At 70.6% G+C, this 20,716-nt stretch carries 17 protein-coding genes; 12 read left to right on the top strand and 5 right to left on the bottom strand.

Going from position 1 to position 20,716, the window contains the following annotated elements; all coding sequences use genetic code 11:
- The first annotated feature begins 71 nt into the window (after positions 1-71).
- The 3 genes from D7V80_RS10600 (at position 72) to D7V80_RS10590 (ending at position 4,709) form a co-directional block, all read left to right on the top strand.
- Entirely contained in the window at positions 72-2,081 is a 2,010-nt protein-coding gene (locus D7V80_RS10600; protein WP_199738489.1) for a lysyl oxidase family protein, read from the top strand.
- A 153-nt stretch (positions 2,082-2,234) separates the two neighbouring features.
- Positions 2,235-3,461, top strand: a complete 1,227-nt coding sequence (locus tag D7V80_RS10595; RefSeq protein WP_120588035.1) for an ABC transporter permease — start codon at positions 2,235-2,237, stop codon at positions 3,459-3,461.
- Between the two features lie 21 nt (positions 3,462-3,482).
- A complete protein-coding gene (locus D7V80_RS10590; RefSeq protein WP_120588034.1) occupies positions 3,483-4,709 on the top strand; it encodes an ABC transporter permease in 1,227 nt (408 codons plus the stop codon).
- A gap of 93 nt (positions 4,710-4,802) precedes the next feature.
- Here the strand turns inward: D7V80_RS10590 and D7V80_RS42190 are convergent, their stop codons facing one another.
- Both D7V80_RS42190 and D7V80_RS10585 read right to left on the bottom strand, forming a co-directional pair.
- A complete protein-coding gene (locus tag D7V80_RS42190; RefSeq protein ID WP_014392946.1) occupies positions 4,803-4,976 on the bottom strand; it encodes a hypothetical protein in 174 nt (57 codons plus the stop codon).
- 166 nt (positions 4,977-5,142) lie between these two features.
- Positions 5,143-5,940 (bottom strand): hypothetical protein, encoded by a 798-nt coding sequence (locus tag D7V80_RS10585; RefSeq protein WP_147447036.1) that lies wholly within the window; start codon positions 5,938-5,940, stop codon positions 5,143-5,145.
- Positions 5,941-6,134: 194 nt separating this feature from the next.
- On the opposite strand from D7V80_RS10585, the gene D7V80_RS10580 reads away from it, so the two are divergent.
- The 4 genes from D7V80_RS10580 (at position 6,135) to D7V80_RS10565 (ending at position 11,648) form a co-directional block, all read left to right on the top strand.
- The gene (locus D7V80_RS10580; RefSeq protein ID WP_120588032.1) at positions 6,135-7,379 is read left to right on the top strand and encodes a phosphatidylserine/phosphatidylglycerophosphate/cardiolipin synthase family protein; all 1,245 of its coding nucleotides are present in this window, start codon (positions 6,135-6,137) and stop codon (positions 7,377-7,379) included.
- Positions 7,380-7,478: 99 nt separating this feature from the next.
- On the top strand, positions 7,479-9,413 hold the full coding sequence (locus D7V80_RS10575; RefSeq protein WP_120588031.1) for a DUF4091 domain-containing protein: 1,935 nt from the start codon (positions 7,479-7,481) through the stop codon (positions 9,411-9,413).
- 301 nt (positions 9,414-9,714) lie between these two features.
- Positions 9,715-10,239, top strand: a complete 525-nt coding sequence (locus tag D7V80_RS10570) for a GNAT family N-acetyltransferase (protein WP_120588030.1) — start codon at positions 9,715-9,717, stop codon at positions 10,237-10,239.
- A 182-nt stretch (positions 10,240-10,421) separates the two neighbouring features.
- On the top strand, positions 10,422-11,648 hold the full coding sequence (locus D7V80_RS10565; RefSeq protein WP_120588029.1) for an AAA family ATPase: 1,227 nt from the start codon (positions 10,422-10,424) through the stop codon (positions 11,646-11,648).
- Between the two features lie 15 nt (positions 11,649-11,663).
- Here D7V80_RS10565 and D7V80_RS10560 read toward each other — a convergent pair whose 3' ends face one another.
- The 3 genes from D7V80_RS10560 to D7V80_RS10550 form a co-directional block, all read right to left on the bottom strand.
- On the bottom strand, positions 11,664-12,410 hold the full coding sequence (locus D7V80_RS10560) for a hypothetical protein (protein WP_120588028.1): 747 nt from the start codon (positions 12,408-12,410) through the stop codon (positions 11,664-11,666).
- Entirely contained in the window at positions 12,407-14,146 is a 1,740-nt protein-coding gene (locus D7V80_RS10555) for a PilZ domain-containing protein (protein ID WP_158616590.1), read from the bottom strand. The genes D7V80_RS10560 and D7V80_RS10555 overlap by 4 nt, the downstream gene beginning before the upstream one ends.
- 150 nt (positions 14,147-14,296) lie before the next feature.
- Positions 14,297-14,992, bottom strand: coding sequence for a hypothetical protein (locus D7V80_RS10550; RefSeq protein WP_120588026.1), 696 nt, complete (start codon positions 14,990-14,992; stop codon positions 14,297-14,299).
- Between the two features lie 310 nt (positions 14,993-15,302).
- Here D7V80_RS10550 and D7V80_RS10545 point away from each other — a divergent pair, with 310 nt between their 5' ends.
- From D7V80_RS10545 to upp, 5 genes are all read left to right on the top strand, one after another.
- Positions 15,303-15,743 carry a hypothetical protein gene (locus tag D7V80_RS10545; RefSeq protein ID WP_120588025.1) on the top strand — a complete coding sequence of 147 codons (441 nt, stop codon included), beginning with the start codon at positions 15,303-15,305 and terminating at the stop codon, positions 15,741-15,743.
- 202 nt (positions 15,744-15,945) lie between these two features.
- Positions 15,946-17,430, top strand: a complete 1,485-nt coding sequence (gene mmsA, locus D7V80_RS10540; RefSeq protein WP_120588053.1) for a CoA-acylating methylmalonate-semialdehyde dehydrogenase — start codon at positions 15,946-15,948, stop codon at positions 17,428-17,430.
- A 66-nt stretch (positions 17,431-17,496) separates the two neighbouring features.
- A complete protein-coding gene (locus D7V80_RS10535; RefSeq protein WP_014392957.1) occupies positions 17,497-18,750 on the top strand; it encodes a GTP cyclohydrolase II in 1,254 nt (417 codons plus the stop codon).
- Positions 18,743-19,951: a URC4/urg3 family protein gene (locus tag D7V80_RS10530; protein ID WP_120588024.1), complete on the top strand. Its 1,209-nt coding sequence runs from the start codon at positions 18,743-18,745 to the stop codon at positions 19,949-19,951. The genes D7V80_RS10535 and D7V80_RS10530 overlap by 8 nt, the downstream gene beginning before the upstream one ends.
- A gap of 24 nt (positions 19,952-19,975) precedes the next feature.
- The gene (upp, locus tag D7V80_RS10525; RefSeq protein WP_120588023.1) at positions 19,976-20,611 is read left to right on the top strand and encodes a uracil phosphoribosyltransferase; all 636 of its coding nucleotides are present in this window, start codon (positions 19,976-19,978) and stop codon (positions 20,609-20,611) included.
- The last annotated feature ends 105 nt before the right edge of the window (positions 20,612-20,716 follow it).

The raw sequence follows: 20,716 nt of genomic DNA, 5'->3' as shown, positions 1-20,716 counted from the left end.
TCACCGCGAAGTGACTCTTCAGGACAGGGCAGGTGCAAGGCCGGCCGGTTCATTCCGGGGAGAACGACACGATGCGGATGCGATTCGCGCGGTCCTGCGCGGTGGTGGGGCTGTGGGTCCTGACGGGCTGCAAGGATGATCCGAAACCCCAGCCCGACGCCGGCACACCGGACGCGGGCCCCACCCTCTCCGAAACGCCGCGCTGGCAGGTGACCGGTGACGGCACGAACCCCCGCGAGTGCTTTGGTCGCACGGTGGCGCTGGGCGACGTCAACGGCGACGGGCACAAGGACCTGCTGGTGACGTCCGCGCCCTGCGCGAGCTTCCAGAGGGATCCCGGCCGCGTGATGGTGTACGCGGGCGAGGCGCGCGACTTCTCGAAGACGCCCGTCACCACGACACTGACGTGGGTGCACCCCAGTCCGCTCGCCTCCAGCTACAAGATGACGGTAAGCACGGGCGACATCGACGGGGACGCGTACGCGGACGTGCTCGTCGCCACCTCCTTCGGCGTCAGCGTCTTCAAGGGCGGACCGGACCTGTCCCAGGTGCTGACGCAGCCGGTGTTCCGCGCGCCGGACGCCTCCACCCTGCGCTTCAGCGGCGCGCAGCTGCTGGACCTGGACGGGGACGGGAGGGATGAGCTCTCCGTCTCCACGACGCCCAACAGGAACCTCACCGTGTACCGGGCGACGCCGGGCGCACCGGAGGGGGCCTTCACCGCCGTGCGCACGCTGAGCGGCGTCCCCGTCCCCGCGGGCGACGCCGACGGGGACGGGGTCCAGGACCTGGCCGTGACCCACCCCGACGCCACGGTGGAGCTCTACCTGGGGTGCAAGGCGGGCAGCGCTCGCGTCTGTGAAGGGCCGCTCACGGCGCAGCCCGTGTGGACCGGCCAGGCCGAGTCCTTCGCCGCGCTGCCCGACCTGAACGGAGACGGCCGCTCGGAGGCGCTCCTGCTCCTGGACGGCAGCCAGCGCCTGCACCTGTCCGACCCCGCAGGTCCGGGCTACTCGCCACAAATCACCTGGCAGGTCATGGACGACGCGGCCTTCCCCCTCTTCGGGCAGTCCTTCCTCACCTTCAGCCAGACCGTCGTCCCCGTGGGCTCCATGGTGGAGGGTGGCACGGGCCACGACTTCGCCATCGGCGCCATCGGCCGCGCGTACCTCTTCCGCCCCACCACGAACGTGTCGGGCCCGCTGGAGCCGGTGTGGGCGTGGCCGCGCGCCAACCGGCTCGACCTCCGGACGTCGATGGGCACCGACTACCTGGGCATGGCCTCCGCGGGCGACCTGGACGGGGACGGGTACGACGACCTGGTGGTGGGCGTGTCCTCGGGACTCAGCGGCACGCCCGCGGCCACACCCTCGGAAGAGGGCGCGTCCGCCCGGGGCCGGGTGATGGTGTTCGGCGGCGGCGCGGTGCCGGACTCGCAGGAGCCCGCGCCCGCGCTGGCTCCCACGAAGACGTGCAACCTCCAGGTGGATCCGGTGAACGGCAAGCCGGACCTCACGGTGGACCGGGACGTCCTCGCGCGCACGCTCTACATCGACCGGCGCTCCTTCACGGCGGACTCCTGCGAGGTGCGCGAGGGCTGCGTGCCCGCGGGCGGCGAGCGGCGCCTCTTGCGCTTCACCACCTCCATCATGAACATGGGCACGGCCCCGCTGGTGGTGCCCTCCCCGGAGGAGCGGCCGGACCTCTTCGTCTACGACGAGTGCCACGACCACCACCACCTGACGAACTTCGCCGGCTACGACCTGAAGGACGCGTCCGGCAACTCCCTGTCCGTGGGGCGCAAGCAGGGCTTCTACATGATCGACTTCACCCAGTACTGCGCGGACGGCACCCCGTTCTCCGCGTACGACCCGGGCACGGGCATCTCACCCGGCTGGTCGGACGTCTACACCGCGGACCTGCCCTGCCAGTGGCTGGACGTCACCGACACCCCGGACGGCGAGTACACCGTGCGCGTGGGCGTGGACGAGAACCACATCGTGGACGAGGCCGACGCGCTCCCCAACGAGGTCACCGTCAAGGTGCGCCTGACCGGTGACACGGTGACCGTGCTGCCCTGAAACCAAGAAAATCCCGCCGTGAAACGCCGTCCGGTGAAGGCCGCGTGCAATGAGCGGCCCTCCTGGGCGTAGAGTGCCTGACGCGGCCCGCCCGCCGGGGACCCTCCCGGTGTGCGCCAGGCCGCATGGCTTCCAGCGTGAAGGGGTGGTTTCGTGAACTTCCGGGTCGACGTGTGGGAGGGCGCGCGCATCGCGCTGACCTCGCTGCGCTCCAACCGGCTGCGGACGGTGCTCACCACGGTGGGCATCGGCGTGGGCGTGTGCACCCTGCTGGCCATCGTCGGCATCATCCAGGGGCTGAACAGCTCGTTCGCGGACCAGCTCAGCAAGATTGGCTCCAACACGCTGCAGGTGTCCAAGTTCCCCTGGGTGATGAACGGGGACTGGTGGGCGTACCGCAACCGCAAGAAGCTCTCGCTGGACCTGGTGGAGCCCATGCGCACCGCCTCCGAGCACGTCATCGCGGTGGCCCCCATGATGTTCGTCAACGCGGAGGTGTCCTTCCAGAACCGGAAGCTCGCCTCCGTGCAGACCATGGGCACCAGCCCCGACTACGCCATGACGTCCTCCGTGGAGATGGCGCAGGGGCGCTTCCTCACGCAGGCGGACGTGGACAACCGCTCCGCCGTCGTGGTGATTGGCGCGGAGATCGGCAAGGTGCTCTTCCCGGGCATCAACCCGGTGGGCCACCGCATCCTCGTGGACCGCCGCCCCTACCGCATCGCGGGCGTCATCGTGGAGCGCGGCACGCTGCTGGGGCAGAACGTGGACCTGGTGGTGATGCTGCCGTACACCGCGTTCCAGGGGCACTTCGGCACCCAGCGCGACGTGACCCTGGTGCTCGCGGTGGACCAGCAGGAGAACGTCCCCCGCGTGCAGGACCGCCTCACGGAGACGCTGCGCCGTGAGCGCAACACCAAGCCCGGCGCGCCGGACGACTTCGCCATCAACCGGCCGGACCAATTGGCCAACATGTACGCGCAGCTCACCGGCGCGCTCTACGGCGCGGCCACCGGCGTCGGGCTCATCACATTGCTCGTGGGCGGCATCGGCATCATGAACATCATGCTGGTGTCCGTGCGCGAGCGGACCCGTGAGATTGGCGTGAGGCGGGCGCTGGGCGCGCGCAAGCACACCATCATCCTCCAGTTCCTCATGGAGGCGGCCAGCGTGTCCGCGGTGGGCGGCGCCATGGGCACCGCGGTGGGCATGGGCCTCGCGTGGCTGGTGAACTACCTCACGCCCCTGGCGGCGGCGGTGCAGCCCATGACGGTGGTGCTGGGCGTGGGCTTCTCCGCGGTGGTGGGCCTGCTGTTCGGCATCTGGCCGGCGGCGCGCGCCGCGAACCTGGACCCCGTGGAAGCGCTCCGCCACGACTAGGCGCGAGCGGGAGACCTGACCATGTGGATGGCTTTCTGGGACACGGTGCGGCTGGCGTTCGGCACGTTCCGCTCCAACCCCCTGCGCTCCTTCCTCACGCTGCTGGGCATCGTCATCGGCGTCACCACCGTGGTGTCCATGATGTCCCTCATCGAGGGGCTCAAGAACCAGGTGAACGACCAGATGTCGGACCTGGGCAGTGACTGCTTCCAGGTGCAGCGGCTGCCCTTCGGCCAGGGTGAGCTGTCCATCGCGGAGCTCGCGCGCCGGCCGCGCTTCACCTACGCGGACCTGGACGCCATCCGCACGCAGCCCTCCATCGCGCAGGCCGCCGGCGAGGACTCCAAGGGCGGCCAGAAGGCCTCCACCGCCGACCGCGAGTCGCGGCCCAACGTGAACGTCTGGGCCGGCACGGCGGAGTACTTCAACACCAACTCGGTGAGCCTCGCGACGGGGCGGCCCTTCACGGACGCGGAGTTCGTGGACGGCCGGCGCGTGGCGGTGATTGGCCAGGACCTGGCGGACACGCTGTGGCCCGGCCTGGACCCGCTGAACCGCGAGTTCCGCCTCCTGGGCCGCACCTTCCAGGTGGTGGGCACGCTCAAGCGCCGGGGCGGGTTCCTGGGCGGCGGCAGCCAGGACAACCAGGCCATGATTCCGCTGTCCACCTTCGCGTCCATGTTCGGCGTGCGCGACTTCCGCATCAGCATCCAGGCGAAGTCCCCGGAGGTGCTCCAGCGGGCCCAGGATGAGGTGACGCTGCTCATGCGCCGCCGCCACGGGCTCAAGCCGGACGAACCGGATGACTTCTTCCTCTACAACAACAAGAGCGCCACGGAGATGTTCAACAACCTCTCCGCGGCGGTGTCCGCGGCCAGCTTCGGCGTGTGCATCCTGTCGCTGCTCGTGGGCGGCATCGGCATCCTGAACATCATGCTGGTCGCCGTGACGGAGCGGACGCGGGAGATTGGCATCCGCAAGGCGCTGGGGGCCAAGCGCTACCGCATCCTCGCGCAGTTCGCGCTGGAGGCCGTGGTGCTGTCGCTGGTGGGCGGCGCGGTGGGCGTGGCGCTGGGCGTGGGTCTGGCGCACCTGGCGCGCTGGATGATCAACCTGCCCACGGAGGTCCCCATGTGGTCCGTCGTCGTGTCGCTGGTGATGAGCTGCGGGGTGGGGCTGGTGTTCGGCATCTACCCGGCGGCGCGCGCCGCGAAGCTGGACCCCGTGGAGGCGATGCGCACGGAGTAGCCCGCGCTCCTCGCGCACGAGGCATGAAGAAGGCCCCGACCCGGCATGAAGCGGGTGGGGCCTTTTTTCATCACGGTCGTGGCCAGCCCGGGACTACGGGCAGGGGTACGTACAGGTGATCTGCCCGGTGATGGGGTTCTTGAAACACGTGGGCGTGCAGTCCTGCGCGTCGGCGGAGGACGGCGTGGCGGCGATGCCCAGGCCCATCACGGTGGCGGCGGCGGCGAGGACGAAGGCGATGCGACGGACGTTCTTGCGAGCCTGCATGGTGTCGTCTCCCTGCGTGGTGTTGGCGCTGCACGGAGCACTCTAGGGACCGGGGCTGACAACACCACTGGCGAGATTGCAGGCACGCGCGCATGCGTGGAGGGCGGGGCGCCGAGGCGCCGCACGCGGGAAGAAAATTGAAACGCCGATGTGGCGAAACGATGCGTCAATGCCTGGGAGTGGGGGTGCGACTCCACTGATAGCCCACGGTTGCGCCGCTGCCGATGAGCGAGAACGCGAGGTACTGGCGCAGGAAGTCCAACCGTTCGCTGGTGCCGGCCAGGTGGCGCAGGCCTTCATGCGCGGCGAGGCCCAGCAGCATTCCCACGGTCGCGCCGCCGAGCGCGCCCAGGTACGCGTGGCCGCGATCCTGGCTGTCGCCGAACGCGATCTCTCCCATGCCCCAGGTGCCGAGCGCGGCGATGGGCGGAGTGACGACCATGGCGGCGCCGAACGCGCCCACTTCCAGCTCCATCTGCCGTCCGAGCGGATAGGAGGGATGCACGAAGAGGAAGCGTCCCGGAAGCGACGCGAGCACGGTGCCCGCGGCGGCCTCCGCGGCGTTGGCGCCCAGGCGCGTGTCACCGCCCACGCGGGTCGCGGCCCAGACAGTGCCCAGGGGCAGCAGCGCGACACCGCCATGCGCGGCCCAGGTGCCGGCGGACAGAGGTGCCTCCGTGTAGGGCTCGCCGTGCGGAATGAAGGGCCGCAGCTGGCGAGGCGGCACGGAGGGAGGCGGAGGACCCGCGTCCAGGAGCGGCGCATCCCGCACGGTAGGCTTCAGCGGAGGCGGTGGAGGTTCGGGCTCGGGTGACGCGGGCGTCTGTTCATCTTGAGGCGCGGATGAAACATCCCCCGAGGACGGCACGTCCTGCATCCACACCGAGGCGGACGCGGCCGGCGCCCCCAGCAGGCCAACCCACAGGAGCGCTCCGTACGCGGGTACCATCCCCTGTCGCCCCATGCCGTGTCCGTCCTCCTGTGCACCCGTATCCGCACCCAGCAGTGCGCACGCGGCGCGTCCAGCACCACCGGCCTCTCGTGCCATGGGGCTCAAGCGTCGGCGGGTGGACGGTGTCCATGTCCATCCACGCGCTTCCTCGACTCTGAGGCACACGGCGGATGCGGAAGGCGCGGGGCTGCCCTAGCTTCCGGTCCGTGCGGCTGGTCTGGCCCATCCTGCTCGCCCTGCTCGCCGCGGGGTGTCCCTACCCGAACCACCGACAGGACCTGCGCCTGCGCGCGTTGCCGGAGGACCCGGCCGCGAGGGACCTCGCCATCGAGCAGACGATGGGCATCCCAATGGAGCCCGGCAACGGCGTGGAGCTGGTGCAGAACGGCCAGGTCTTCGACGTCATCGAGGAGGAGATCCGCGCCGCGCGCTCCAGCATCCACATCGCCAGCTACATCTGGCGTCCGGGCATCCCGTCGGACCGGCTGCTCATCGCGCTGCGCGAGCGGGCTCCTGGCGTGCAGTGCCGGGTCATCGTGGATCCGCTGGGCAGCGTGAACTTCGAGTTCGTGGCCCCGGTGCTCGCGGACGCGGGCTGCGACGTGCGCATCTACCGTCCCTACCAGGGCGCGGTGACGTCGCTGGACGCGGTGCGGATCCGCGCGCGCATGCACCGCAAGATGGTCATCCGCGACGGCGAGGTCGCGCTGACCGGCGGCTTCGGCATCTGGCGCAGCTGGCTGGGCAACGGCGACGCGGCGGAGACCTGGCGCGACACCAACGTGCGGGTGCGAGGCCCCGTCGTGCGAGGCATGCAGCTCGCCTTCGCGCAGAACTGGCAGGAGTCCGGCGGCGCCTTCCTGCCCCCGGAGTCCTTCCCGGAGCTCGCGCCCGCGGGCAACGCGAGGGCCCTCTTCGTCGCCAGCACGGGGCACCGCTTCCTCTCGGAGGCGTCGAAGATGTGGCTGCTGTCCATCGCCGCCGCGAAGCACCGGCTGTGGATCGCCAACTCGTACTTCATCCCGTCGGAAGCCATCAGCGACATGCTCATCCTCAAGGCGCGCGAGGGCGTGGACGTGCGGGTGCTGGTGCCCGGCCGCTACCACGACGTGAAGCCCGTGCTCAACGCGCAGCGGGCGTCCTACGCGCGGCTCCTCGCGGGCGGCGTGCGCATCTACGAGTACGAGATCTCGATGATGCATTCCAAGACGCTGGTCGCGGACGACACGCTGAGCATCGTGGGCTCCACCAACCTGGATCCGCTGGCGCTCAGCCACACCGACGAGGCTTCGGTGATGGTGGAGGACCCGGTGCTGGCGGACGAGCTGGCGAAGTCCTTCGAGGCGGACCTCACGCACTCGGCGGAGGTCCACTGGCACGGCTGGAAGCGGCGAGGTCTGCTTCAGCGGCTGAGCGAGCAGCTGCCGTGGTTCATCGGCGACTTCCTGTGAGCCGGCACGGCTGGGGAGTGCCTGTCTGACTGCCTGTCCAGCTGACAAGGGACGTCAGTAGCGGGAAGGCAGGCGGGGCTGGGTCGCGTTGGTCTCTTCATGCCTTCGATTCGACCGTTCCGTGCCGCGCTGTTGTCGCTGACCGTGGGCCTGCCGGTGTTCGCGGCCGGGCCCGCCGTGTGGGGCGAGGGGATGATGGTGAAGGTGCGGCCGGGGACTGCCGCCAGGAGCGCCACCGAGGTGCGGCTCACCGCCGCGCGCAACGAGTTCGTCTCCTTCCAGGTCGCGCTGCACGGCGGCGACACGGGGCTGAGGGGCGTGCGAGCGAAGCTGCCCGCGTTGGAAGGCCCCACGAAGCTGACGGGGCCGGACGTGACGCTGTACCGCCAGGCGCTGGTCGTCACGAAGCAGGCGTCGGTGGCGGGCGAGTCCGTGGGTGCGTGGCCGGACGGGCTGGTGCCGGACACGGACGAGATCGCTGGAGAGACGCGAAGCGCCTTCCCCTTCGACGTGCCGGCGAAGGAGGCGCGGGCCCTGTGGGTGGACGTGCACGTGCCGAAGGACGCGCCGCCCGGGGACTACACGGGCACGGTGACGGTGGAGGCGGACGGAGGCTTCCAGCGGCAGGTGACGGCGAGGCTGACGGTGGTGGACGCGGCGCTGCCGAGCACGTCCTCACTGTCGTCCGCGTTCCTGCTCTGGCCGCCGCACGTGTGCCGCGCGCACACGGGCCGCGAGGACTGCACGCCGGAGGAGCTGCAGCCGCTGCTCACGCGCTACCAGCGGATGGCGTTGGAGCACCGCTTCACGCTCTCCAGCCTCTTCCCGCGCAAGCCGTGGCCGCCGGAGTGGAGCACCTTCGACGCGACGTGGGGCCCGTACCTGGAAGGCACGGCGCCTAACCGGCTACAGGGCGCGCGGATGACGAGCCTGGAGTACGTGGGGCCGCTCGACGCGGCGAACCTGAAGGACTTCACGGCGCACATGAAGGCGAAGGGCTGGCTGGACCGGGCCTACGTGCAGCTGGGGGACGAGCCGCCCTACGGCACCCCCTTCGCGCAGGTGCACGCGACGGGAGAGCTGGTGCGCCAGGCGGCGCCCGGGCTGCGCACGATGCTGACGACGAACTCGCGCGAGCTGAAGGCCAACGGCCTGGAGGACGCGGTGGACACGGCGGTGCCCCTGGTGAACCACCTGGACGGAACGGACGCGAACTTCCGGGGCGACCAGCGGGCGACGTACACGCGCTTCCTGGAGCGTCCGGGAACAGCATTGTGGATGTATCAGAGCTGCATGAGCCACGGCTGTGCGTATGGGACGAACGCGCCGGAGAACAAGCCGGGCGCGGGCTGGCCGTCGTACATGCTGGACCGGTCGGCGGCGAAGGCGCGCGCGATGGAGTGGGTGACGTTCCTGGCGGGAGCGACGGGCGAGCTCTACTACCAGTCGGTGGGCATGCTCTCCACGGCATGGACGGACCAGTACCGCTTCAACGGCAACGGGGACGGGACGCTCTTCTACCCGGGCACGCCGGAAGCCATTGGGGGGAAGACGGACGTGCCGGTGGCATCGCTGCGGCTCAAGCTCATCCGTCAGGGCATGCAGGACTACGAGTGGCTCAAGGCGGTGAGTGACGCGGGAGACCCGGACTTCGCGCGCAAGGTGGCCAGGGACCTGATCCCCGCCGCATCGCGAGTGACGGACGACGGCGCGGCGTTCGACGCGGCAAGGCTGAAGCTCATCCAGCGTTACGAGGAGCTGACCGCGACCCGCACGCCGGACGCGGGAACGCAGCAGCCGGACGCAGGCACGGAGCCCATGCCGGACGAAGCCGCGGGAGGCCCCTCGCAGGGAGCACCCGGATCCACTTCCGACGTGACGCCGGACTCGGTCGATGACGCCCAGGCAGGAGGCTGCACCACGGGCGGAGGCGGAACGGCGGCGGTCGCGGGAGGCCTGTTGTTCGCGGCCTGGGCGCTCGGAGGCATGCGCCGTCGTCACGCTCGCGTGACCGTGCCCGCCCGGAAGAGGTAGGCGCGGGGCAGGCGAAGCGCGCCTGCCGCAACGCGCCAGGACAGCAGGCCCCCTGTCGGAGGCACACCGGACAAACTGGTCCGACAGTCGGACAGGTTTGGGACGCCTGCGGCTCGGGGGCTCCAGGTCCATCCGGGCGGCGGAAACCTGTCCGACAGTCGGACAGGTTTTGGAGCGGCGGGGCCCGGACCCCGGGTCCTGGTAGCCAGGCCGGGCCCGTGTCGGACGGGGGAGGTACAAGCCCGGTTGCCTGCCCGGATGCACCGCGCGGGCTCCGGGGCGTCATGCTAGAGGGCGGCGCATGAGCACGGACGTGGTGAAGCGAGCTGTCATCCGCGAGGCGCGGCCCGAGGACGACAAGGCGATTGGCGAGCTGTTGGTGGACGCCTACGTCACGCAGTACGCGAAGAAGCTGCCGGAGATCGTCTACTCCGAGGAGCGCAAGGCGTTCCTGCGCGACGTCGCCGCCAGGCGCAAGGTGTGCACCATCATGGTGGCGGAAGTGGACGGAGAGGTCGCGGGCACGGTGGCCCTGTACCCGCCCGGAGCACCCGGCACCGAAGCCTGGCTGCCCCGCACGGCGGACCTGCGCGCCCTGGCCACCTCGGTGCGCTACCACGGCCAGGGTCTGGCCCAGCCGCTGCTGGCGGAGGCGGAAGTCCTCGCGAAGCGCTGGGGCGTGGACGCCATCTCCCTCCACGTGCGCCGGGGCGCCTTGGGCGTCGCGCGCATGTACCAGCGCCGGGGCTACCAACGTACGCCGGAAGGCGACATGGACCGGCTTCCGGACGTGTTCCTGGAAGCGTACCTGCTGCCCCTGAAGTGACGCATGTCAGGCGGGAACGCGTTCATCCGTGGAGAGCGCATCCCGTCTGACGCCGGAGGGTCCGCGAACGCTCGCGTGACCCGGGCACCGGAAGGGATCGCGCGCCGGAGCCGTGGCGTGCGCCCTGCCCCGGAAGGGGCGCCGGTCGGCACCACGCCGACCCCCACCCCGGTGTTCCCACCATGATGATTCCCATTCCCGAGCAGTCGCTCGTGCTGCTCCTCGGCCCATCCGGCTCTGGCAAGTCCACCCTCGCGAACGCGCACTTCCTCCCCGAGGACGTGCTGCCCGGCGCAGGCAACGAAACGAAGCTCCACGACGAGGTGGCGCGAAGGCTCGCGAAGGGCACGCTCACCGTCATCGACGGCGTCCCCCTCAGCGCCGAATCCCGTCGGCACTACGTGACCCTGGCACGCGAGCACCACGTGGCCCTGGTCGCGGTGGCCATGGACACCCCGGAAGCGCTCTGTCTGGAGCGCAACCGCACGCGCTCCGGGTCGGCCAGTCCCAAAGCCCTGCGCAACCAGGTGCAGCAACTCCAGAACGCGCTGAAGGGGCTGACGAAGGAAGGCATCCGGCACGTGCACGTGCTCACGCCGGAGACGGTGGGAGCGGTGGCCTTCGAGCACCGCCCGCTGCCCAGCCACCGCCAGGACGAGCACGGCCCCTTCGACATCATCGGAGACATCCACGGATGCTTCGACGAGCTGAAGGCCCTGCTGACGGAGCTGGGCTACACGGTCGCGCCAAGAGCGGACGGCAGCCCCGGCTTCGACGTGGGCACACCCGCCGGTCGCAAGGTCGTGTTCCTGGGTGACCTCATCGACCGGGGACCGCGCGTGACGGACGTGCTGCGCCTGGTGATGGGGATGGTCGAGGCCGGCACGGCGCTGTGCGCGCCGGGCAACCACGAGTTCAAGCTGCTCAAGAAGCTGCGGGGCAAGGACGTGCGCGTCGGGCGCGGGCTCGCGATGACGCTGGAGCAACTGGAACGTGAGCCGCCCGGCTTCTCCCAGGCGGTCGCCGACTTCATCGAAGCCCGCTCGCCGCACTACGTCCTGGACGACGGCCACCTGGTGGTGGCGCACGCGGGCCTGAAGGAGTCCATGCACGGCCGGGACACCCCGGAGGTGCGCGACTTCGCCCTCTACGGAGAGACCACCGGCGAGGCGGACGCCTACGGCCTGCCGGTGCGAGCCGACTGGGCCCGGGACTACCGGGGGCCGGCGGCGGTCGTGTACGGCCACACCCCCGTGCCCGAAGCGGAATGGGTGAACAACACCCTCTGCGTGGACACGGGCTGTGTGTTCGGAGGGAAGCTGACCGCGCTGCGCTATCCGGAGCGGCAACTCGTCTCCGTGCCCGCGCAGCGCGAGTACTGGAAGTCACGGAGCCACGCGGCTCCGTGACCCTCCAGGAGAACGTCAGGCCGCCGCGGCGGTGACGCCGCCCACGCTCCGGCGCGCCGCCTCCATGCAGTCGTCCAGGAAGCGCAGGTAGCAGTCCAGCCCGCGCGAACCGAACGACGCCAGCCGCCGGCCTTCCTCGGGATGGGTGCTCAAGAGCCCCTCCATCATCCGCTCATTGAGCGCGGTGTGGCCCACGTCCACCTCCGCGTGCTCGCGCAGGAAGGTGAGCGTGTCCAGCGTCCCCTGTCCCAGCACCGCGCGCACGTTCGCCAGGATGCGCGGCACCAGCACCACCGCCAGGTAGCCCACCTCGTACTCGATGGCCGCCTGGCCCAGCGGCAGGTCACCGGTGATGGCCTCGTCGTGCACCTGCCGGTACTCGCGCATGGCGGCCGTGGGCGCCTGGGCGACCAGCGCCTCCGCGTCCAGCTGCTGCGAGTGGCTCGCGTTCCACTGCGCCGTCAGCACGCGCGCGTCCTGGAGGGTCATCAGGTGGTGGCCGGCCTCGTGCTTCGCGTGGGTGATGAGCTGCCGGCCCACCTTCTCCTGGCCCAGCGCGATGCAGCGCTCACCGGCGCGGCGGATCCATCCGTCCACGGGCTCGGTCATGTACGCGCCCCGGGCGGACCACTCGATGAGGAAGCGCGCCATCAGGTCCGGCGTGATGTCCGGCGACAGGAGCGTGCGCACGACGGGGTCCGTCTCCAGGCGGGCGCGGGTTTCCTTCGTGTGCGGCAGGTACTGCGTCTGGATGAGGCTCATGACAGCTCCTTCTGGGGGTGGGAGAGCGGACGGGGCGCCGTCTGCTCGTGGATGTGCTCCAGGAACTCGGGAGCGAGGTCGGCGGGGATGAGCCACAGGTAGGGCTTCGCGTCGGGTGCAGCGTCATGCAGGCCCGAGGCCTCCACGTCACCCGCCTCTTCAGCCAGGAAGGTGAAGCCGTCGCGGCCCCGTTGAGCGAACCAGCGGCGAGCCCCATCCATCAGCGCCGGATAGGCCTGTCGCGCACGCGGTGACAGCGCGAACACCCGCACGGAGTCCAGCAGCCCGAAGGGATTGGTACCGGGAGGCCCCGACTCCAGGACGGCCACGGCCACCGGCTTCGCGCCCTCGCGAGCGACCAGCAGGTGCCGCTCGCGCTCCAGGCCCACCGCCTGCCAGGCCCGCGTCACGTCCCGCAAATCCAACGTCTCCAGGCGCAGGTCCAACGCCTCGGCGTAGCAGGCGGGGCGGGTGAGGGCGATCCGCTCCACCAGCAGCCGCCGCTCCGCCTCCGTCGCGGGCCCCAGCTCCAGCGCCGTCGAAGGCGGGGCAGGGGAGTGGCCACACTCGACGTCAATCATTCGCATCGGCAGCATCAGCGTCCGGCCCGTCGCCGCCATGCGGTCCGCGAAGCCGACGTGCGACCGGTACGTGAAGGGCACGGTCGATTCGATGTACGCCGCGAACCATCGGAACCCGCGGTCCCGCTGCGCGTGCTCCACGCAGTGCACGTACAGCTCACGCAGCATCTGGCCCTTGAGACGCTCGAACCGGGTGGCGTCCTGGCGCCGCGCCAGCTGGTGCACCATCCACAAGGAGCGGTAGGGCTTCATCGCGGAGAGGGTCGCCTCCACGCCGCGCTCGGAAGGCCACACCACCTCGGTGAGGACCGAGCCCATCGCACCCGCCTGTCGGCCCAGCTCGATGAAGCTCCGCCGCCGCGACTCGAAGTCCTCCGCGGACCGGCCGGCCAGGTTGAAGTAGCCGGAGTCGATGAACAGCCGCCACTGCTCCTCCACCCGCGCGCCATCGACACACGTCGTCGGATGACGGGCCCGCGTCACCAGCGCCTGCCATCGCTCCGAGTCCTCGGTGGTCACCGGCGTCACCAGGAGCCCGCACTGGAGCTCCCCATCCGCGCGGTCCGACACATGGCGCACCTCCCCGCGCAGCGACAGGACCTCACCCGCGACCGTGCGCAGCTCGATGGGCTGGAGCACCCGGCCCGGCGAGAGGCGTTCTCCGGCGCCCAGCCGCAGCGCCATCCCGTGCAGGGACACATCCACCGCGTCGCGCTCCCGGCCCAGCCATCCCGGCAACGGCAGACGCACGCGCAGGTCCGGAGGCGCGGGAGCACGCCGATGCGCCCGGCGGCGCACCTGGATCAACTGACGAGGCAGCGGCGTCACCCACGTCCCCGGCTCCGCCGGCTCGCCGGACAGGAGCATCCGGTAGACGCAGCCATGGCCAATCACCTCCACCTCCCACGCCTCCGCGCCCGGATCCACCGTCAGCTCGGACCAGTGGAGGACTCCGCCTTCCAGCTCCAGCGTCTCCAGCCGCAGCGGCGACGCCGCCTCTCCCCGTCGTAGCTGGGCGGGCGAGCCCAGCGCGGCGGCGGTGGCGAGGATGATGCGGATGCGCTCGGAGTCGGTGATGTCCCACCGGATCTCCCATTCCAGGGCCGGTGCCTCGGACAACGGACGCAGCTGTGCGCGAGCGAAAGGCGCTCCCACGGTGGACTCTCCAGATGAATGACGTCGGGGGGGCGCGCGAATCCTCCAGGGCTCCGGTGGATCCGCGCTCGAACGGGATACGGAACCGGACCTTGGGTCTGGTCGTTCAGTCCCGCCGGAAGCCCTCCTCATCCAAAGGTCACGGGTGGGTCACTTCGATGGAGCCGGCCCCGGCGCACCGCCCGTGAGCCGGAAGATCCGGTGGGCAGAAAGGACGTACTTCCGCTCCGCGCCCTGCGTCCGCAGGGTCCACGCCGTGCGCTGCCGAGAGCTGTTCAGCAGCCGCGCCAGCACGGCCCGAGCGGGCTCCCGGGTCACGGCTTCCAAGGTGACCCGAGTCTCCAACCGGAGTCCGGTCGTACTCCCCAGCTCGACCCGCGTCCCGCTCTGCTTCGAGACCTCCGCGCACAGAAGCCGGAGCAGCTCTCCCAAGGGGCGCTCCTGACGGGCCAGGGTGATGGGGGTCTCCAACGGAGAGCCCTGCTCGGGCGTGACGTGCCAGAGCCCTCCCGCCCGCACCAACCGGAAGCGCGGGGCCTCCTTCCCGGCCTGCTGTGCGAGCAGCCGCGTGAGGACCTCCTCCTGGAGCCTGGCATCCGTCCGGGTGGCGTCCGTGACGTCATAGGTCAGGGTGATGGAGCCCTTCGGCGCGGGCCTGCCGGGCGGCTCCTCATAGGTGATGCCCCAGCCCTCGCGGGTCTCCAGCTGCTTCACCGCGGCGGCGAGCGGCTGGGGCACGTCCTGGACGGTGAGCTGGACCTCTTCACTCCAGACAGTCCTCCCGGCAAGGCAGACAGACAGCAGCATGGCGGCGCGAATCCCAGACTTCATCATGGACAGGGGCATGGCCTGACTCCTTTGGATGGAAGGGATTGGCAATCGCCGTGCCGTCTGGATGTCCTGGAAATTCCTCGTGGGGGGCGGAGCCGCGCCGTCGAGGCCCGCGACAGTTTGTCAGGGGCACGCCATGCCGCCGTGCACCCCAGGCAGGAACGAGGCCTGGCGCCTCGAACGACCGGGAGTGCGTCCGCCGGACACTTCCCCCTCACGCCAGGGCACTGAAACCAAGAAACCCCCTGGGTTTCATGTGACAGGAGGATGCCCTCAGGGCGGGAAACGTGCGGACGCCCCGAGTCGGGCTTACCCTGTGAGGCCCATGTCCCTCCGCAAGGACTTCATCGAGCGCGCCATCGAGCAGTTCGTCGCCGCCATCGCCAGCATCCTCAAGGCCCGGAATGAGAAGCGGTACGGGGACGCACGCGCCCTCATCCGCGACACCTCCCTCACCGTGCTGGGCATGGAGTACGGCGCGCTCGTCCTCGCGGACGCCGAGTCCACCTCGCGCCTGCTCGGCACCGCCGCGCGCGTGCGGATGCTCGCGAAGCTGGTGCGCGAGGACGGCGAGCTGATGCGCGAGCAGGGCGACCCCCTCACCGCCGACTCGCGCTTCCTGCTGTCGCTGGAGCTGTACCTGGAGGCCATCTCGCTCGGCCTCAACCCGGACACCGAGGACGCCACCGCCATCGCGGAGCTGCGCACCCTCACGGACACCACCACCCTGTCGGAGCGGCACCAGCGGATGCTCTCCCAGGCCTGACGAAGCGCGGCGCGCACGTTCGCGCACCCGTGTGGAGGCAAGCCCCTCCGCGTGCATCGGTCGGGTTTGCGACACAGCAACATGGGGAGATCCATCGCTTCCGATCAGGCGAGGACACGGTGACGCTCCCCGCCTTGCCCTGGCTTCCGGGTTTGCGTCTATCCTTGCCGCCCATTCGTCACGCAACACCGGGGGGGTGCGCGTGTCCTTTGTTCGGTTACCCGAGAGCGTGGTCTCTTGTCGCAACCTCGTGGGCGGAGAGTGGGTCTCTCCGGCCGGGGCGTCCGCGCAGGATGTTCGCAGTCCCTACACTGGCGCGCTCATCGGCCGGGTGCCGCTGACGCCCGCCTCGGGTGTCGCCCAGGCCGTGGAGGCCGCGAAGGCCGCCGCGCAAGGCTGGCGCGCCACTCCGCTGCGCGAGCGCACCCAATTCCTGCAACGCTTTCGCACGCTCCTGGAGACGCACCTGGAAAGGCTTGCGCACCTGGCCGCGAGCGAATCCGGCAAGACGGTGGCGGAGGGCCGCGCGGGCCTGCTCAAGGGAATGGAGGTCTGTGATTTCGCCCTGTCGCTGCAGAACCTGGACAGCGGCGCGCACCTGGAGGTGAGCCGGGGCGTCACCTGCGAATACCGGCGTGAGCCCCTGGGCGTCGTCGCCGGCATCACGCCGTTCAACTTCCCGGCGATGGTGCCCCTGTGGCTGTTCCCCATCGCCGTCACGGTGGGCAACGCCTTCATCCTCAAGCCGTCGGAGAAGGTCCCGCTCACCGCGACCGCCATGGGCGAGCTGATGGTGGAGGCGGGCTATCCGCCCGGCGTCTTCTCCGTGGTGCATGGAGCAAAGCCCGCGGTGGACGCGCTGCTGGAGCACCCGGACGTGAAGGCCCTGGCCTTCGTGGGCTCGTCCCCGGTCGCGAGGCACGTCTACGTGGAGGGCAGCCGCCACGGCAAGCGCGTGCTGGCGCTGGGCGGCGCGAAGAACCACCTCATCGTCGTGCCGGACGCGGACCCGGAGCTCACGCCGCAGGCGGTGGTGGACTCGTTCACCGGCTGCGCGGGCCAGCGCTGCATGGCGGCCAGCGTGATGCTCGCGGTGGGAGACGTGCAGCCGCTGGTGGACGACATCCTCCGGCGAGCCTCGCGCCTGGAGGTCGGCCCGGGCATGGGAGCGCTCATCGACCGGGGCTCGGTGGACCGGCTGGAGACGGCCATCGCCCAGGCCCAGTCGGACGGGGCGCGAGTGCTCCTGGACGGGCGAGGCAAGCGGCCCGCGGGCGAGGCCTACGCGAACGGTCACTGGCTGGGGCCCACGGTGTTGGACAACGTGCGCCCGGACATGGAGGCCGCGCGGCGCGAGCTGTTCGGACCGGTGCTGTCCATCGTGCGCGTGCCCACGCTGTCGGCGGCGCTCGCGGTGGAGAACGCGTCGCCCTACGGCAACGCGGCGTCCATCTTCACCACGAACGGCGCGGTAGCGCAGACGGTGGTGGAGGGCGCCAGGGCCGGCATGGTGGGCGTGAACGTGGGCGTGCCGGTGCCGCGCGAGCCCTTCTCCTTCGGCGGCACGGGAGAATCGAAGTTCGGCCACGGGGACATCACGGGACCGTCGGGCCTCGACTTCTGGAGCCAGCTCAAGAAGGTGACGCGCAAGTGGTCCGCGCGCACCGACGGCTCCTGGATGAGTTGACGTCGCTGCTTCGCCCATTCCCAGACATCTGTCTTTTCCCACGCGCCCCGCGAGGAGGGTGCACCCATGGCTGACAAGAAGCCGGTCAATCACATCCGTCTCACGTCCCATCCCGATGGCCAGGCCCCCGGAGTCCCCCTGCGCTGGGGCGAGTCGGAGCCGCTGCGCCGGGGCCCGGTGGTGGCCACGCTCTCCGACCCCGCGAACCGGAACGTCATCGGCACGCACTCGGGCGCGTACTCCATCTATCGAGCGTTGGCGGTGTCCGCGGGCAAGCTGCCGCAGGACCACAAAGCGGACCTGACCAACACCTCGCCGGCAGCCCAGGTGGGCCCGCATCCGGCGTGGAGCGACCCCAAGCGCATCGTGTCGCTGGATCCCTGGGGCGCGGTGGCCTCGCAGGTGTTCCGGGCCTACGCCGAGCAGGGCGTGGACTACCGGCCCACCATCGCCGTCACCCGGGCCCACATCAACATGCCGGAGGTGCGCGAGGCCATGGCCGCCGGGCGCCTGAAGGTGGACGGCGACCTGGTCGCGGCGAATGGCGATGTGAAGGTCGTGAAGGCCGCGGTGGAGCCCGTCTGGTACCTGCCCGGCATCGCCGAGCGCTTCGGGCTCACGGAGGGAGCGCTGCGCCGGGGCCTCTTCGAGCACACCGGAGGCATGTACCCGGAGCTCATCACCCGCCCGGACCTGCACGTCTTCCTGCCGCCCATCGGTGGGCTGTCGCTGTACGTGTTTGGAAACATCAACTCGCTCGCGGACCGGGACGTGCCGCTCGCGGCGCGGGTGCATGACGAGTGCAACGGCTCGGACGTCTTCGGCAGCGACATCTGCACCTGCCGGCCCTACCTGGTGCACGGCATCGAGGAGTGCGTGCGGATGGCGCAGCAGGGCGGGGTGGGGCTCATCGTCTACCACCGCAAGGAGGGCCGCGCGCTGGGCGAGGTGACCAAGTTCCTCGTCTACAATGCACGCAAGCGCCAGGAGGGCGGAGACTCCGCGGCCACGTACTTCCACCGCACGGAGTGCGTGGCGGGCGTGCAGGACATGCGCTTCCAGGAGCTGATGCCGGACGTGCTGCACTGGCTGGGCATCACGCGCATCCACCGCTTCATCTCCATGAGCGACATGAAGCACGACGCCATCGTGCGCTCGGGCATCGAGATCCTCGAGCGTGTGCCCATCCCGGACGGGCTCATCCCCGCCGACGCGAAGGTGGAGATGGAGGCGAAGAAGGCCGCGGGCTACTTCACGCGCGGGCCGGTGGCGGACGCGGGGGAGCTGGCGCAGGTGAAGGGACGGGACCTCGATGCTTGACGCGATCCGGGTGCAGGAGGTGTCCCCCACGGTGGCGTGGCTGCGCAGCCCGGCGGCCATCCGCGAGCGCTGTCACCAGGTGTTGGACCTGGGGCTCGCCGGCCGGCTGGAGTACTTCCGGGTGGAGCCGTCCCGGCTGCCCACGGTGGTGGACCGGGTGCTGGCGGTGACGCACGAGGCGTACCCCCGGCTGGACATCCCGGTGCACAGCCGCTGGAGGCACTTCGACGCGGGAGGCGTGCCCAGGCTCGCGCAACTGGAGGCGAAGCTGGCCCCGCTGCCGCCGGAGGAGCGGGCCAGGGCGAAGGTGGACCTGGGCGTGGTGAGCGTGCTGCTGGACGCGGGCAGCGGACCCGCATGGCGCTACCAGGAGCCCGGAGGCGCGTCCTACGTGCGCTCGGAGGGCCTGGCGGTGGCGTCGCTGCGCATGTTCATGGCGGGAGGCTTCTCGTCGGATCCAGACCGGCCGCTGCGCGCGGACGCGGAGGCGCTGGGCCGCATGACGCGCGAGCAATTGGAGCGCGGCTTCCAGGTGACGGAATCCAATCCGCTCCTGGGAGTGGAGGGGCGGCTGCACCTCATGCAGGCGCTGTCGCGCGTGCTGCCCAGGCCAGGGACGCTGTTCGACATGCTGGCCGCGCACCGCCGCAGCGTGCGGGCGGCGGAGGTCCTGGGCACGGTGCTGGAGGTACTGGGCCCCATCTGGCCGGGTCGCACGACGGTGGACGGCGTGAACCTGGGAGACGTGTGGCCGCATCCGGCGCTCGGGCCGCCAGGGAGCGCGGACGCGCTGGTGCCCTTCCACAAGTTGTCCCAGTGGCTGGCGTACTCGCTGGTGGAGCCACTGGCGGAAGCCGGCGTGACGGTGACGGAGCTGGACGCGCTCACCGGCCTGCCGGAGTACCGCAACGGCGGCCTCTTCGTGGACCTGGGAGTGCTGGTGCCGCAAGACCCGCGCATGGCGACGGAGGTCTACGGCCCGGGTGATCCGCCCATCGTGGAGTGGCGGGCGCTGACGGTGGCGCTCCTGGACCGGGTGGCCGCGCTGGTGCGAGGGCGTCTGGAGTTGAGCGCGGAGGAGCTGCCGCTGGCGAAGGTGCTCCAGGGCGGCACGTGGACGGCGGGGCGCCGGGTGGCGGCGGAGCTGCGCCCCGGAGGCGTACCGCCCATCCGCATCCGCAGTGACGGCACGGTGTTCTGAAACACAAATCCAGGAGGAGGACGCATGGACTTCCCGAACTGCACGGTGGTGGATCACCCGCTGGTGAAGCACAAGCTGACGGTGATGCGCAGGACGGACACGAGCACGGCGTCCTTCCGGGCGCTGCTGGAGGAGATCTCCCTCCTGCTCGGGTACGAGGCGCTGCGAGACCTGAAGCTGCGCGAGGAGGAGATTGAAACGCCCATGGCGCGCACCACGGGCTGGGCGCTGGACGGAAAGAAGCTGGTGCTGGTGCCCATCCTGAGAGCGGGGCAGGGCATCCTGGACGGCCTGCTGCAACTCGTCCCCTCCGCGCGAGTGGGCCACATCGGCCTGTACCGCGACCCGGAGTCGCTGGGAGCCGTGGAGTACTACTACCGCGTGCCCGCCAACCTGGAGGACCGCGACGTCATCGTCTGCGACCCCATGCTCGCGACGGGCAACTCCGCGGTGGCGGCGCTCCAGCGAGTGAAGCGAAGCCGCCCGGGCTCCTTGCGCTTCGTGTGTCTGCTCGCGTGTCCGGAGGGCCTGACGAACCTGCGCGAGCACCACCCCGACGTGCGGGTCTTCACCGCCGCCATCGACGAGAAGCTGGACTCACACGGCTACATCCTGCCCGGCCTGGGCGACGCGGGCGACCGCCTCTTCGGCACGAAGTAGTCCGCCGGGTGCGGTCCGATGGTGTCTGTGTTGAACCGCACCCGCCGTGAATCGCTTCGTTTCATTCCCTGGGTCACGCGGGCTCCAGGGCTTGTGTGAGGCGAG

This window comes from Corallococcus sp. CA054B, from assembly GCF_003611625.1.
Taxonomy (GTDB): domain Bacteria; phylum Myxococcota; class Myxococcia; order Myxococcales; family Myxococcaceae; genus Corallococcus; species Corallococcus coralloides.
The sequence above is the reverse complement of the archived record's forward strand: the minus strand, read 5'-3'. Positions and strand labels throughout refer to the sequence as shown.

Excerpts from the sequence above, each read along its gene's own strand:
- D7V80_RS10600 (WP_199738489.1), top strand. The coding sequence starts at position 72 with ATGCGGATGCGATTCGCGCGGTCCTGCGCGGTGGTGGGGCTGTGGGTC.
- D7V80_RS10590 (WP_120588034.1), top strand. The coding sequence starts at position 3,483 with ATGTGGATGGCTTTCTGGGACACGGTGCGGCTGGCGTTCGGCACGTTC.
- D7V80_RS42190 (WP_014392946.1), bottom strand. The coding sequence starts at position 4,976 with ATGCAGGCTCGCAAGAACGTCCGTCGCATCGCCTTCGTCCTCGCCGCC.
- D7V80_RS10585 (WP_147447036.1), bottom strand. The coding sequence starts at position 5,940 with ATGGGGCGACAGGGGATGGTACCCGCGTACGGAGCGCTCCTGTGGGTT.
- D7V80_RS10575 (WP_120588031.1), top strand. The coding sequence starts at position 7,479 with ATGCCTTCGATTCGACCGTTCCGTGCCGCGCTGTTGTCGCTGACCGTG.
- D7V80_RS10570 (WP_120588030.1), top strand. The coding sequence starts at position 9,715 with ATGAGCACGGACGTGGTGAAGCGAGCTGTCATCCGCGAGGCGCGGCCC.
- D7V80_RS10565 (WP_120588029.1), top strand. The coding sequence starts at position 10,422 with ATGATGATTCCCATTCCCGAGCAGTCGCTCGTGCTGCTCCTCGGCCCA.
- D7V80_RS10560 (WP_120588028.1), bottom strand. The coding sequence starts at position 12,410 with ATGAGCCTCATCCAGACGCAGTACCTGCCGCACACGAAGGAAACCCGC.
- D7V80_RS10550 (WP_120588026.1), bottom strand. The coding sequence starts at position 14,992 with ATGCCCCTGTCCATGATGAAGTCTGGGATTCGCGCCGCCATGCTGCTG.
- D7V80_RS10545 (WP_120588025.1), top strand. The coding sequence starts at position 15,303 with ATGTCCCTCCGCAAGGACTTCATCGAGCGCGCCATCGAGCAGTTCGTC.
- D7V80_RS10535 (WP_014392957.1), top strand. The coding sequence starts at position 17,497 with ATGGCTGACAAGAAGCCGGTCAATCACATCCGTCTCACGTCCCATCCC.
- D7V80_RS10530 (WP_120588024.1), top strand. The coding sequence starts at position 18,743 with ATGCTTGACGCGATCCGGGTGCAGGAGGTGTCCCCCACGGTGGCGTGG.
- upp (WP_120588023.1), top strand. The coding sequence starts at position 19,976 with ATGGACTTCCCGAACTGCACGGTGGTGGATCACCCGCTGGTGAAGCAC.